The sequence below is a fragment of the Wolbachia pipientis genome, assembly GCF_001752665.1.
Taxonomy (GTDB): Bacteria; Pseudomonadota; Alphaproteobacteria; order Rickettsiales; family Anaplasmataceae; genus Wolbachia; species Wolbachia pipientis_A.
In genome coordinates, this window is sequence record NZ_MJMG01000001.1 from 321,335 (window position 1) to 336,200 (window position 14,866).

The 14,866-nt window shown below is 31.0% G+C and carries 12 protein-coding genes and 3 pseudogenes; 7 read left to right on the top strand and 8 right to left on the bottom strand.

Going from position 1 to position 14,866, the window contains the following annotated elements; genetic code table 11:
- Window positions 1-11: 11 nt before the first annotated feature.
- The 3 genes from glmS to BIY23_RS01620 form a co-directional block, all read right to left on the bottom strand.
- Window positions 12-1,814 carry a glutamine--fructose-6-phosphate transaminase (isomerizing) gene (gene glmS, locus BIY23_RS01610; RefSeq protein WP_070064803.1) on the bottom strand — a complete coding sequence of 601 codons (1,803 nt, stop codon included), beginning with the start codon at window positions 1,812-1,814 and terminating at the stop codon, window positions 12-14.
- Between the two features lie 18 nt (window positions 1,815-1,832).
- Window positions 1,833-2,201, bottom strand: a complete 369-nt coding sequence (gene yajC / locus BIY23_RS01615; protein ID WP_070064804.1) for a preprotein translocase subunit YajC — start codon at window positions 2,199-2,201, stop codon at window positions 1,833-1,835.
- Window positions 2,202-2,265: 64 nt separating this feature from the next.
- Entirely contained in the window at window positions 2,266-4,128 is a 1,863-nt protein-coding gene (locus BIY23_RS01620) for a heme lyase CcmF/NrfE family subunit (RefSeq protein ID WP_070064805.1), read from the bottom strand.
- 67 nt (window positions 4,129-4,195) lie between these two features.
- Between BIY23_RS01620 and BIY23_RS01625 the strand changes: the two genes are divergently transcribed.
- The gene (locus BIY23_RS01625) at window positions 4,196-4,843 is read left to right on the top strand and encodes a hypothetical protein (RefSeq protein WP_070064806.1); all 648 of its coding nucleotides are present in this window, start codon (window positions 4,196-4,198) and stop codon (window positions 4,841-4,843) included.
- 5 nt (window positions 4,844-4,848) lie between these two features.
- Here BIY23_RS01625 and BIY23_RS01630 read toward each other — a convergent pair whose 3' ends face one another.
- From BIY23_RS01630 to ispF, 3 genes are all read right to left on the bottom strand, one after another.
- Window positions 4,849-5,496: an alpha/beta hydrolase gene (locus tag BIY23_RS01630; protein WP_070064807.1), complete on the bottom strand. Its 648-nt coding sequence runs from the start codon at window positions 5,494-5,496 to the stop codon at window positions 4,849-4,851.
- Between the two features lie 49 nt (window positions 5,497-5,545).
- A complete protein-coding gene (locus tag BIY23_RS01635) occupies window positions 5,546-6,583 on the bottom strand; it encodes an SGNH/GDSL hydrolase family protein (RefSeq protein WP_186820130.1) in 1,038 nt (345 codons plus the stop codon).
- 118 nt (window positions 6,584-6,701) lie between these two features.
- Window positions 6,702-7,826 carry a 2-C-methyl-D-erythritol 2,4-cyclodiphosphate synthase gene (gene ispF, locus BIY23_RS01640; RefSeq protein WP_070064860.1) on the bottom strand — a complete coding sequence of 375 codons (1,125 nt, stop codon included), beginning with the start codon at window positions 7,824-7,826 and terminating at the stop codon, window positions 6,702-6,704.
- 99 nt (window positions 7,827-7,925) lie between these two features.
- Between ispF and BIY23_RS01645 the strand changes: the two genes are divergently transcribed.
- The 5 genes and pseudogenes from BIY23_RS01645 (at window position 7,926) to BIY23_RS01660 (ending at window position 13,320) form a co-directional block, all read left to right on the top strand.
- Complete coding sequence (locus BIY23_RS01645) at window positions 7,926-8,873, top strand: alpha/beta hydrolase family protein (protein WP_070064809.1); 948 nt, start codon at window positions 7,926-7,928, stop codon at window positions 8,871-8,873.
- 30 nt (window positions 8,874-8,903) lie between these two features.
- Window positions 8,904-9,941, top strand: coding sequence for an AI-2E family transporter (locus tag BIY23_RS01650; RefSeq protein ID WP_070064810.1), 1,038 nt, complete (start codon window positions 8,904-8,906; stop codon window positions 9,939-9,941).
- 593 nt (window positions 9,942-10,534) lie between these two features.
- Window positions 10,535-11,783, top strand: a pseudogene (locus BIY23_RS05615) (DNA recombination protein RmuC).
- Window positions 11,784-12,401: 618 nt separating this feature from the next.
- Entirely contained in the window at window positions 12,402-12,566 is a 165-nt protein-coding gene (locus BIY23_RS05725; RefSeq protein ID WP_458772610.1) for a hypothetical protein, read from the top strand.
- A gap of 20 nt (window positions 12,567-12,586) precedes the next feature.
- Window positions 12,587-13,320 (top strand): annotated as a pseudogene (locus BIY23_RS01660) (RluA family pseudouridine synthase).
- On the opposite strand, the gene BIY23_RS01665 reads toward BIY23_RS01660, so the two are convergent.
- Window positions 13,289-13,618, bottom strand: coding sequence for an HdaA/DnaA family protein (locus BIY23_RS01665; protein ID WP_081326508.1), 330 nt, complete (start codon window positions 13,616-13,618; stop codon window positions 13,289-13,291). The pseudogene BIY23_RS01660 and the gene BIY23_RS01665 overlap by 32 nt on opposite strands.
- Window positions 13,619-13,642: 24 nt before the next feature.
- Between BIY23_RS01665 and sucB the strand changes: the two are divergent.
- Window positions 13,643-14,644 (top strand): annotated as a pseudogene (gene sucB / locus BIY23_RS05400) (dihydrolipoyllysine-residue succinyltransferase); the annotation flags it as partial.
- Here sucB and BIY23_RS05645 read toward each other — a convergent pair.
- The gene (locus BIY23_RS05645) at window positions 14,570-14,761 is read right to left on the bottom strand and encodes a transposase family protein (protein WP_390903695.1); all 192 of its coding nucleotides are present in this window, start codon (window positions 14,759-14,761) and stop codon (window positions 14,570-14,572) included. The pseudogene sucB and the gene BIY23_RS05645 sit on opposite strands and share 75 nt — an antisense overlap.
- Between the last annotated feature and the right edge of the window lie 105 nt (window positions 14,762-14,866).

Here is a 14,866-nt window from a genome sequence, read left to right on the forward strand (position 1 = left end):
TTAAAAATGTTCTATTCAACTGTAACAGATTTGGCTAAATTTCTCGGATAATCAGCATTCAACCCTTTTTTCACTGTAATAAAGTATGCAAGCAGTTGCATAGCTATAGTATATATAATTGGGGCAATAAAGTCATCCGTTTCAGGAAGTTCCACTATATTTTCACAAATTTCCCCAAGAAATGGTATACCTTGCTTATCGCTAAAAGCAATAACCCTACCATTGCGTGCAACTATTTCTTGTATATTAGATAATGTCTTAAAAAACAAATTATTATAAGGAACAATGGCAATAACGATGACAGCATCATCTATAAGAGCAATTGAGCCGTGCTTCATTTCCCCAGAAGCAATCGCAATTGTATTAATATATGACAGTTCTTTGATTTTTAATGCGCCTTCCATCGCCACACCATACGCACTACCTCTACCAATAAGAATAATATTACTGTATTTTAGTATAATATCAGCTATACGCTCTATCTTTCCAATGGTTAAAACAGACTCGGCATGTTTAGAAATTGAATATATAGCATTTTTCAACCCATCACTACTTAATATACCTTTTATTTTTGCAAGTTCTACTGTAAAACATGCTAATGTAGCAAGTTGACTTGAGAAAGTCTTGGTCGAAGCTACACCAATTTCTGGACCTGCCAGAGTATGTAATACAATATCTGATATTTTGGTTATACTACTGTTAAACGTATTTGTTATACCAATAGTAATCTGTCTTTGTGATGTAGCATACCGTAATGCTTCTATTGTATCTGCCGTTTCCCCAGACTGTGAAATAAATAAGCCAATACTTTTCTCTTCTAATTTAACAGCACTATATCTAAATTCTGATGAAATTTCCAAATACACTCTAATTTGTGCTATGCTTTCCAGCCAGTATTTTGCTATTAATCCTGCAAAATAAGATGATCCACATCCGATAATAGTAATATGCGTAAGCTTAGAGAATAATTTTGGGTCTACAGATACAAAATCTTTATAAAATTGATTTATAGTATTATTTAAGGAACATGGTTGATCAAAAATTTCTTTGAGCATAAAATTAGAATAACCATTTTTACTAATTAAAGAATCACTAAAATTATTACGTTCTATGTTACGTTTAACTTGTGTACCATTATTATATATCTCTACCTTACCAAACTTGACTACTGCAACATCATTATCTTCTAAATGCGATATCCTATCCACAAATGAACCTAAAGTATTTGAATCAGATGCAGCAAATATTGCTCCACAATTATATCCTATTGTAAGTGGCAAATTTCGTTTGGTCACAAATAGAGTATCTGGATATTCTGCAAATAATAACACCAGCGCAAATGAACCATATAGGTCATTCATACACTTGAATAAAGCATCAATAGGAGATAGACCTTCATTCAGGTATAAAGTCAATATATTTGGTATAACTTCAGTATCAGTATCAGTGTAAAACGGTATTCCACGATCTTCTAGGATTTTTTTTAATAACTGATAATTTTCAATGATACCATTATGAGCAACCACGACCTTGTTTGTATGAATTGGGTGAGCATTTTTTAAGGTAGGCATCCCATGCGTAGCCCAGCGTGTATGAGCAATACCAACTGTGCTGTTAGACATATCGCTATCGCTTACTATTCTACATAATTCTGCAACCCTACCTTCAGATTTTTTTACCTCTATTTTTCCTGCCTTATTTATAATGGCTATACCAGCAGAATCGTAACCTCTATACTCCAATTTCTGTAACCCAGTAAGCAGAGTCTGTACTACTGAACTGCCACTACTTACTACACCAAATATCCCGCACACAAATAACCGCCAAACCCACTAGGAATCTTTACTTTTATCATTTTTCTTTGGTGTGTTTTGCTCCTTATCCTTATTTTTTTTATTAGCTTGTACCGATACTTCAGATACAGCAGATTTAAGAACTTTTACTTCAATTTTTGGTGCAATTTCAATAACAAATTGTGCATTAGCTTCATCTACTTTATTCACTTCACCTATTATACCGCCAGAAGTTATTACTGTATCTCCACGCTTTATCGAATTAATCATACTTTTATGTTCTTTGACCTTATTTTGTTGTGGACGTAAAATTAAAAAATAAAATACTAAAGATATTAAAACTAACGGTAATAAGTTGATGAAGAAAGAACCTGTTGAAGGTACAGCAGATGCTTCGTAAATAAACATACTTTAATGAACTTAAGTAAATATGTTTTAATATTAATTGAACAAGATGCTGTGTCAATCTAAATTACAGCATAGCAAGCAAAGATCCAAGTGCAATAAATATAGATCCAATCCAGATAACAGACATAGCAGGCTTATAATATACTTTAGTTGCAATAGCACGCTTATTAAATTCCCCTACTATTACATAAATATCAGAAAACAAGTTGTGGTAAATACTACTCTCAATATTCCTCTGCCCTTCTATAAGGTAGAACCTATATTCAGGCATTACATTACCTAAAATTTTATTATTTAATAGATTTTGAATACTAATAGTTGCTTTCACTGCATGAAAGTTTTTTTCTTTTACTAATTCAACATTTTGTAAAGTTGCCTTAAATTTATTAACTGTAATACTATCACCTATTTTAAGATAAGCTTCTTTTTCCTCTTGCCAGCCAATAGAACAGGCTATCCCGAGCACCAAAAGTGCAACACCTGCATGGGCTATCATCATGGCATAATAGGTTTTAGAAACCCTTTGTGCTAATGTAATAGATTCGCTTAATGAAGATTTAAATAAGCGAATTCTTTTACTATATGCCTCTAAAATAAAAATTAATAACCCTACCGAAATTACAATAGATAAAATTATCATTAATTGCATGTGCAATATAAACGGTAAAATTGCTGCAGCGCTACAGAATGAAAACCTATACTCACTGAAAATAGGCAACAGACTATTTCCCTGCCAACGACAATATTGTCCGATTATAGTAAATATTAAAATGATTAACACAATAGGGTTAAATAGAATATTATAATATGGTGTTCCAACAGAGATTAATTCACCAGTTAAATACTTAAGCAAAATTGGGTATAATGTACCAGAAAAGATAACAAAAAAAGCTGTGATAAACAGTAAGTTATTTATAAGAATAATTGTAAAACGTGAAAATATAGGGAATGTTATATTTACAGAACTCTTTCTTTTGTAGAAGATAAATACCAAGAGAGCACTACCAGTAATCATACTGAGCAACACTAAAAGATAGAATCCATACATTTGATCATTTGTAAATGCATGCACTGATGATAATATACCTGAACGCACTAGAAAAGTTCCAGTAATACCTAAAGAAAAAGTTATAAGTGTCAGTAAAACTGCAAAATTTTTTAAAACATTAAAGTTTCTTACTATCAGTAATAAATGTATTAAGGCTATCCCAATTAACCATGGCATGAGAGAAATATTTTCTACCGGATCCCAGAACCAGAATCCTCCCCAACCAAGCTCCCGGTATGCCCACCAACTACCTAAACTGATACCTAAAGTTAACAATGACCAAGAAATAAGAACCCAAGGTCTAACAATTTTAGCCCATATATTACCTTCAGTTTGTTTAATTAGTCCAGCTATTGCTAATGAGAATGTTGCACTAAAACCAAGATACCCTAAATATAGTATTGGGGGGTGAATAGCAAGCCCTATATCTTGTAGGATTGGATTAAAACCCAATCCATCTGAAACTATATATGGCATCTTAATAAAAGGATTAGACTTTAATAGTGTAAATAACACAAAACATAAACATATTAATGCTTGTACTGTTACAGCAACTCTCTTAAGAAGATTATTATCATCAATGATAATGTCCATTAAAAATAAATATAAGGTCAATACTAAAGTCCAAAGTAGCATTGACCCTTCTTTATTACCCCATACACCAGAAATTTTATAAAGTAGAGGCTTTGTACTATGTGAATTATAATATACATTTTCTATTGAAAAATCATTTGTAATATGGCAGTAAACTAAGATAGCCATTGATGTAAAGACAGATAAAAATATCAAAAAAGGTAAGCGTAAGCGATAGGAAAAAAATGGATAAGCAAAAGATAATAAAGAAGCGATTACTAGTAATATATTTGCTAAGTTAGGCATAGTTCTTCATAAAAATTTAATTATTGTATCTTTACACTGTATTAAGTAAATATTGAGGTAACTAAGGATGTCCAAATTTCAATCATATAAAATATCTTCAAAATTGACAAATAGTGAAAGCCGCACTAAAAAGTCAAGGGATAAATTCTGGAAGCAATTTGAAAAGCAAATTAATAAAGACAAAAGGAATAGCAAAATAATAAGGCATATCAATCATGATATAAAAAACCATCATAATATTGAGGAAAGGTTGAACACCTTGTTAAAGCTTACAGAGCAAGCTGAAAGCTTCCTAAAAGAACATAAAAATGAATGGCAAATTAAAAGCGATTCATCTATAGTCTTTCATGAAATTAGCACTACAGTTTTAACCAAACGCAGTATTAGAAAAAGAAAATTACATAACAAAACTCTTAGTTCCAATCAGGATGATTTTGAAGAAGCTTTAAACTATATAAAATCGCTAGAAGTGAAAGTAGGAATTACACTAAAGGCATTAAAGCAATACGAACATTCTGCTCCTGATACCGATAAAATATGGGAAATCATTAAAGCACTAATAAAAAAGATCAAGGCTTATTTTCAAGAGTATTTCCCAAGGTTTACAAAAAAAACAGATACAATGAAAAATCTATCTGTAATAAACCCTTCAACAATTGTTACATGGCCCGAATGCAATGTGCAACTGATATCTATAACTAATATAGCTTGTTAAAAGGGCTATTTTAAGCAGAAATTTCTTTTAATAAATTCAACCCCTAATTTTATTCCATCATCATTAATTATATGTCCCAATGCATGGATAGCATGTGCTTCAATATTTACTCCATGCTTTTTTAATGTTTGCACTGATAAATCAAAACAAGAAAAGGGTACAACATCATCAGCATCTCCATGGATAATACACATTTCAGGTGTTGACTTAATATCCATCGTCACTTGAGATGGTGCGATAAATCTACCTGAATATGCCACAACTGATGAACATGGCTGTACACGTGTTAACGATGCATGTATTGCAAGCATTGCTCCTTGTGAAAACCCGATTAAAGAAAGCTGTGTATCATTGAGACCCATTTCCTTCAGTTTTTTATCTATAAAGCAATTTACAATAGATGCAGCATGTTTTACTCCATTATATAATATCTCCTCTGCTCTATTCTCTAAGCCAAACCATTGATACCCACCTCCTGTTTTTCTTACAAAAGGAGCATTGGGTGCTATAAAATGTGAATAAGGTAAAAATTTACTCATAATCTTAGCAACATGGATAAAACTATCACCACTTGCACCCCAACCATGCAAACAAACTATCACATTTTTTCTATCGCCACTTAGACAAATTTCCGGACCGTTAATTTCTATCATTTACAATTAAAACTAAATAGCAGGATCTTAATAAAATTTGCAATCATTTTTATATATTAACTACATCATACGTAACTTCCCTATCATTTCCACCTTCATCTTCACTATCATAATTAGATGATTGCAGAGATTCTACAGACATTTGATATAACTTCTTTCCTATATATTCGTGAGATCGCTTAGTTGGATGAAAGTAATCAAAAAACAGATGTTCATTACGCACTTCCTCAGAACATGGATTTATCCATAGCCTTCCACTAGTAACTATATAGGACACCATTTTACCTTTGTCATACCATGAGCTATTACTGCTTAATAGTTTATCTACAAAGTCCGAGGTAGCCGCATCTGTATAATTCTTGGCTTCGCTTTCATACTGGTTAATGATATTATTAAATTCAGCGTTAAGTTCAAACCCCTTTAGTTTAAGGTTATGATATTTTTGCTGTAAACTTCGCACACTGTTTTTCAATTGATCGTTAAAGCTATCCGTAAGCTCTGTGGCAAATTTTGATGCCTCTTTGTTTTTATTAAAAGCTGGTATTAACCCAATATCTGGTGCATTTGCAATAATTATATTGCTAGCATTGTTCTGATGTAACATTTCAATAGCATTATACACTGCGTCTATTGCATGTTCTAACGTTTGTTTTGCATCATCACTATTCTGAGATGAAGCTGCCATAATATCATTTCCACCAATCATTATCAAAAATAAATCATCTTGACTGATATCCTTATGATGTGAAATTAATGCGTTCACTTGCTTCTCTAATCGAAGTTTGTTAAAGAAAAATCTACTTATATAATTATCATGCTGAGCAGCTGATGCATTTGAAATTGCATAGTTGTTACCTACTTGTTCACACTCTCTGCCCCACATAGAGCATTTCCATCCAGGTTTAAGTTCTATTCCCAGATAGTCAGATAGACATTCAGCAGCAACTTTACCATCACTAAATGACTTTCCTTCATAAGCAGGCGGATCAAATTTTACCTCTTCTGCAAAAGACAGGTGTTTTATAATTCCAACAAAAGCCCCATTATCAGATAAACTATCACCTAAAACATACAAATTTTTATACATTATACTACCCTCATTTAGCATATTCATTCAACCTATTATACCATAAATTCCTTATTTAGTTATAATCAGTCTTCCTTCTCTTCACATCATTCTTATTCTTGCTATTCTTTAAGCAAGCCTAGGAACTCATTGTATTACATAATAACACTGTAGCATGGGCTAATATTCCTTCCTCTCTTCCAATTGAACCTAATCTTTCAGCAGTTGTTGCTTTGATATTGACATATTCGTCACTTATACCTAGTATCTTTGCTATGGATTTCTTCATTGCTACTTTATAAGGCGATATTTTAGGTCTTTCACAAATTAATGTAACGTCTAAATTGGATACATCATACCCTCTTTCGTGTGCTTTCTTTACAGCAAAATCAAGAAAATGTGATGAGTCGCATCCTTCCCATGTAGAAGAGCTAGGTGGAAAATGTTCTCCTATATCCCCACATCCTAACGCTCCTAATATTGCATCAACTATTGCATGTATTGCAACATCACCATCAGAATGTGCATCTATTGCCATGTCATGTTCAATTTCAACGCCACAAATCGTGATAAAACATTTATCTGTAGTCTTTACAAATCTATGTATATCATAGCCAGTACCAATACGAAATTTTGTTACCATATCAATATCCTCCTGTGTAGTTAATTTTATATTGGATTTCTCACCAGGAACGATTATTATACACTTTTTATGTGCTATCATTAATGATGAGTCATCAGTAAATAATTCCTTGGTGAATTGATGGTGTAATAATAACTCTTGAAAATTAAAAATTTGTGGAGTTTGCACAGCTCTTAATTTTGTTCTACAAATTGTAGATTCTATTGAGTGATCGCTGATTAATGATACTGTATCTTCAATGTTAACTACAGGCACAATCCCGTCACAGCTATCTCTCATACATTTAATCAATCTTTCAATTAATCCTAAAGAGACAAAAGGCCTACAGACATCATGTATTATTACATATTGAACAGAAATCTGCTGCAGGCTTTCTAGCCCTAGTTTTACTGATTCTTGTCTAGTTTTTCCACCATATACAGGGTCTAATAATTTCGTTGATGAAATGATTACCTTATCATAATGTTCTTTATGATCCTTATTAATTACTACCCTAATATAATCTATGTATTTACTGGCTGTGAATTTTTTTATCGTATGAAATAAAATAGGCTTACCAGCTAATTTTATATATTGTTTAGGAACATTAGTATCACATCTCTTACCTATACCAGCTGCCATAATTAATACAGCATACTTTTTAAGTTTATACACGCTTAGTTGACATTCTTAAGTAGTACTAGTATACTTCATTTATTTGTAAAAGCTAGAGGTATGTAAATGAGTGATATTAAATTACACGTAGTATTCTTTGATGGATTGGGTTCTAACCATAAAGAAACTAAGAAGTATATGGAATATTTTTGTGAAGCGTTGTATCAGTATAGAAAGGAGCTTGATAGTAAACAAATGCATGATATACAAATTATTGGACATGCACATAAATATCCTAAAGCTTTTCAAAATTATAATTTGTATCTTATAGTTAGCTTTGTATTACTAGGAATGTCTATAGTATCACCTCTAATGCTATACTTTATACCAATTACTCTTATCCCGCTTTCTTTTATCTCTTTATCTTGTATCTCTTTATCTTGTTTGCTTTTATCTATAGTACTTATTATGATACCTTTTATACACAAGAAGCAAGATTTATACATATCTTCAATACAAGAAATAGAGCAACTTATAGAATCTGGTGTAAAGCCTGAACAAATAACACTCTTTGGTCATTCATTTGGTGGAGCAGTTATATTAAAAGTTATGAGATACTTTGCAGATAAAGATATAAAGCTTGGTGATGCTATGTTCACCAGTACTTTCAGTTCATTTGAAAAAGCAGTAAAAAACTATCCTATACCACAAACAAAACTTTTACCATCATTTCTTTTAAAAATTTTCAATTTAGATTTTAATCCGTCCGATGATATTAAAAGTTTATATAGTGAAAATAAACTAATCCCAATAGTCATAATAAACCACACTAATGATACATTAATACCACGACATATACAATTAAGTACTGTGACAAGAAAGTTAAGTTATAATAGTAGCATTATTAAAATACCATACGTAGAACAAGATTCTACGTATTGTCATTATAACAATTATCATAATGATATTTTATTTAATCGTTGCTTATTACAAGCATTTCCTTCTAGTTACTTTGACAACATTAAATATATGGAACATACTGACTTAGAGAGTGTTATGCCAGCTGATTTCTAGATACATAATTAAGTATATTAAGCAAAATATATGCAAAAACGTTATATAATTTCTTGTATCATACTACTTCTTACCATTATATTAATGCGTCCTATAATCTTTCCATGTCTTGTTGCTAGTCTTGCTGCATACTTATTTAATCCACTGGTGCATAGGTTGGAAAAATTTAAAATACCACGTTTATATTCTGTCATTGTAATAACATTTTTATTAATAGTAATTTTTATATTAACTATTATACTTATTTTACCAGTTATATGTGTACAAATCACCTCTATACTAGATTTTCTAGTAAAAAATATGCCTTTACTGCAATCCACATTAATTTCACCTCTACTAGAATTGTTTAATATTAGAACTGATATTGATCATTTTTCTGAAGATATATTAAAAAATTATGCAACATATCTTATAGATGCATTAAAAGTTGCAAATAATTTTATGCTTGAAATACTTAGTTCAAGCGTTAACTTTATATCATTAATGGTAATTGCGCCTGTAATATTTTTCTATACACTACGCGATTGGCCTCTCATTATAGAAAAAATTAATAAGTTAATTCCTATACCCTATAAAAAAAATGTTACAAATTTTTTTGTAAAAGTAGATTCCACAATATTCACCTATCTGAAAGGACGGATGAATGTGTGTATTTTTATGATGATATTTTACTCTATCACTCTTAGTATATTAAGACTTAAACATGCTATCGTTATCGGAGTTTTAGCAGGCGCATTAACTTTTATTCCATATATAGGGCCATTAATATATTCCACTATAGGTTTTTTAAGTGCTGTTGCTCAATTTAGTGAATGGTTAGAAAGTATTATTGTCTTATTATTATTTTTAACAGGTCAATTAATAGATTCATACATATTGACTCCATTATTAATAGGAAAAAAAATCAATATACATCCAGCAATTATTATCTTGGGAATTACTATATGTGCTTCATATTTTGGATTAATAGGTATATTGCTTTTTATTCCAATTGTATCCATATTTATTGTATCAATAGAATTGATGGTTAATAAGTATCGTAAAAGCGAATTTTATAGAAGTGGTTAAAGTGCAGTGAAATCTATTTCAGAATGATAATTATACAGATTATAGTCAATACAATTATATTATATTACAAGAAAATAAATATATATATGATGTAGTAGTTAATGACTCATCTTGGAAATGCTTACTACTTTTCGGACCTAAAAGTTCTGGTAAAACTCATTTTGCACATATTTGGAAATCAAGCAATTTTTATAAATATCAACAATTTTATCAGTGATATGAGATATAGCGATGCTTTTATTTTAGAAGATATTCATAATATACAAGATGAAATCTCATTCTGTGATCGACTCTCCTCCAAGAGTTTTTGGTGCTTTAATTTCTATCACTTTACTCATGATCCATATAAACCTTCACAAATGAGTTATACATAAAAAATGTATTGTGTAAATTTATTTATATTACTTGGTATGGCTTTTTCTAGTATAAATGGCTAGTGAGCGTAAGGTAAATAAAGTAATTATTATAGTTTCATATAAGTTCTATAAGAAAAATCCTTCACATAAAAAGCTTGTCTGGTAAAATAAGCATATGTAATCTCAATTATATATTTATGCTGCTTTATTCTTGTTTTACAGCGCTTGCAGTAGTGCTTGTTCTATATTGTAAAACAAAAGTTAAAATTTATAGATTATATATCAAAATTAGAACATGAATTGAAACAAGTTTTATACACACGAGATAGAGAAATAGTTGAATTAAAAATTAAAAATACAGAACTTGAAGTAACTTTACAAAAGGAACGTGAGGAAAAGAAAAGAGAAATAGAGTTATTGGCTGTAGCAGAAGAAAGGCTTACAAATACCTTCAAAGCGCTTTCGCTTGATGCATTACAAGCTAATAATAATAATTTTTTGAATTTAGCTAAGGAAATAATCGATAGTAAACTTAAAGATACAAAAAATGACTTAGAGAAGAGACAAGCAACACTTAATGAAGTTGTTACTCCAATCAAAGAGAAGCTGGAAAAATTTGACCATGAAATACGTATGCTTGAGAAAGAAAGAGTAGGAGCATATGAAGGTTTAAAGGAACAAATAGGTGCGCTAATGAATCAAACTTTCTAATTTAGCTAATGCTTTAAGGAAACCTCATGTACGAGGTAAATGGGGCGAGATACAGTTAAAGAGAGTTGTGGAAATGGCAGGAATGATTGAATATTGTGATTTTAATATTCAACCGTCTGTAGTTGATAAGAATGATGAAAGCATACTGCGCCCTGATTTAATAATCAAGATGCCATCAGGTAAACAGATAATAATAGATGCTAAAGTACCACTCGATTCTTATCTTGACGCAGTATCGCAAAAGGATTTACTGATACAAAAAGAAAAATTAAAAGAACATTCATTAGCGATAAAAAAACATATTAATGAGCTTGGGAAAAAGGAATATTGGAATCAATTTAACAATACACCAGAACTTGTAGTGATGTTTCTTACTGGAGAAAGGGTTTTTAGTGCAGCTCTTTAGTATGAACCTGCTTTAATAGAAATTGGTATTGAAAAAAAAGTAATTATTGCAACCTATTACTTTAATAGCGTTATTAAGAGCAATGGCGTATGGTTGGAAACAGGAAATAGTAACTGAAAGTGCAAAAAAGATTAGTGAATTAGGACATATATTATATGAACGTATTTGTGGCATAGGAGAAAATTTTAATAATTTACGTAAAAGTTTAAAAAGTATAGAACAGCTGGCTCTCTTGAAACAAGAGTCTTTCCTGCAGCTCGTGCATTTAATAAACTAGGAATAGATACAAAAAGTAAGAGATTGGAGGTTACTAGAGAACTTGAATCTATACCACGTAATCTGCATATTAAGGAGTTACAAGATTCTTGAAATTTGTATTTGCTTTAGAAAATAAAACTTGCAAATTTTTTTATTAATATGATTAGGTACCACATTCTCTTATGTTGCTTTCTAAAGTTTATGATACTACAAATGATTTTATATTTAAATATTTTTTGGCATAGAAGAAGATTATGCACTTCTTAATAATGCTCTCAGGCCACTTAATTTTGGAAGAGTGGCATTAGTATGCAAGTTGGCTTGCAAAAAACTGAGTGTTGTATAGAGATAACGAGCTAATTGAAGTGTAAGTTAAAAGGGCCTAAAGGTTATGCTCAGTACTATTTGTCACTAAACATATGCAAGTAGATTTAATCAAGGTTTTTGATTGAGCTACTAAAATTTTTAAAGAAGCAAATTGAGCAAAGAAGCTTTTTCATATATATTGATGGAATGAGCAGTTACAAAGTTTAGCCAGTATTGAAAAATTACATTATGAGAAATCCATTTAATAGATGTAACTGAGGCGTAAATGAAGTGTGACATGAGGGCTGAGTAGGAAAATTGAATGGAAAGTGGTAAAAAACAAGGAAGGATTGAGTTGGTGAGAGATCACTTACATCAGCAGTTTCTTGCTAGTAATGACATTAGAAACTTGTATCTCTATTAATGACTGTAATAAGAACCATAATAGTAGATGATCATAGTAGTATTAGGGTAGATAAGTATATACGCAAATTCTTTCCTAACATTACACAATCTATTATTGAGAAGTTTTTAAGAAAAGGATTAATTAGAGTAATAATCAAAAAGTTAAATCTAATTATAGGGTAAGCTATGGTGAAACTATCACCATGGAGAAATATATACATCTGAAATGTAAAAAGCCAGCATTTAAACCTAATCCGAAAGTGATACAGATATTCAGAGAGAACATATTGTATGAAGATGAATATATAGTAGTTATTAATAAACCTGCGGGAGTGATTGTTCAAGGTGGAAAGAATAGCGTTAGTGATCTACTTAGTGATGTGAAGAGTGGGGAAACACTTAAAATAGTTCACAGAATAGATAGAGATACTAGCGGGATAGTGATATTTGCTCGTAATGCAACAGTAGCGAAGTATTTAAGACACATAAAATTAAGAAAACCTATTTAGCACTAACTGTAGGGATACCAAATAAAGATAATGGTATTATAAATTGTCCGTTGATAAAAAAGTATATTTTTGGACAAGAGAAAGTAATAGTTGATATGAATGCTGCACAAAATGCTATTACACATTTCTCTATTTTACAAAAGTTAAATAATAATGTAGCTTACTTAAAACTCAAGCCTATTACTGGTAGAACTCACCAATTACGTGTGCATCTAGCTTATATAAATTGTCCTATTCTTTGTGATGGGAAATATGGTGGTAAAAGAGCTTTTATATCTACTCTAGCAAATAAAATGCATTTGCACGCATATTTATTATCTTTAAAATTACCAAATGATAAGGAAGTTGTTCTTACAGCTCCTATACCTGCACATATAGAACAGTCTATTGAAGTACTTACTTCAGTTCACGTAGTACAGAACTTATAAAAGGAATAGTAATAGATGTACCTATTGATTTGTTGTCTATTTCTTTTATGATTCTATTAATACTATGAAAAGAACGCTCTATTCTCTTTAAAATATAATTTATTACCTTTGAATCAACTTTAAGCTGCTTATCTGCAAATCTTTTAATTGACATTATTCTTAACAAATCTTCGCTTGCTTGAGGAATTTTTATACTAGTAGTTGAAAGTATTCTAGAATTTAGATCCTTCAACGTAAAATTAAGTTCTTTGGGTGACACTGACAAGGTAATAAGCATTTTTTTGTTGCTTTCTTTCATATAATTATAGCAGTGTAATAAGGAATAATAAAAATTAAAAAGAATATTGGTGATCAAGTAGACATTGATGATGTAATTTTTGAACTGGAAACTGATAAAACAGCACTTGAGCTCACCGCAGAAACCAGTGGACAAATAATTGAGTTTTTTGTCAAAGAAAATGATGTGATTAGCCCTGGACAATGATTAGCAAAACTTGAAGAAGGAAAAAAGAAATCATAACTCATGAAAACAGGTTAAACAAAAAAGATGAGGTGATAGCAACCAATAAAAATGCACCTTTAGCACGCAAAATTATGGAAGAAAATCAGATTGATCCTGAAAGTATCAAAGGAACAGGAATAGATAACCGTATTACTAAAGCAGATGTTGTTAATCATATAAATACACCCACGTATGAAAACCACATAATACAATCTATACCTAGAGAAGAACGAGTAAAAATGAGCAAAATAAGACAAGTAATTGCTGCTCGTTTAAAAGCATCACAAAATACTGCCGCAATATTAACTACATTCAATGAAGTTAACATGAAGAACGTCATGGATTTGCGCACAAGATATAGGGAAAGCTTCGAAAAGAAATATGGAATAAAATTAGGTTTCATGTCATTCTTTATAAAAGCAACAGTGCAGGCACTTAAAAAAAATCACTGAAATTAATGCTGAAATTCCAGGAGATGAAATAATATATAAGCATTATTATGACATAGGCGTTACAGTTGGAACCGATAGGGGTCTTGTTGTACCAGTTATTCGCAATGCTGATAATATGTCATTTGCTGAAATCGAGTTAACATTAGCTGCTCTCAGTAAAAAGGCTCGCGATGGCAAGCTACAGATATCTGAAATGGAAGGTGCAACATTTACTATCTCAAATGGTGGAATATATGGTTCATTACTTTCCACACCTATAATAAATCCTCCACAATCTGGAATACTTGGAATGCACTCAATACAAAATAGGCCTGTTGTAATTGGCAGCACTATAGAAATAAGACCAGAGACCTATCACATTTTCAACTACCGCTCTTTGACTTGCAAGCTTCTGGTTATCTTGCTTTTGTTCTTTAATTAATGGTTTCTTCTTTGTTTTTCTGTGTGGCAATTTAACTTTTGCATGTATTTTCTGTAAACCCTGCATCTGCTAGATTTTGGTGCTATTGCTACTTTTGATTCCTTAAATATCCTAAAATCATGTTTCCTCCCATTTGAACATGCTTCCTTCCATTTGAACATGCTTCCTTCC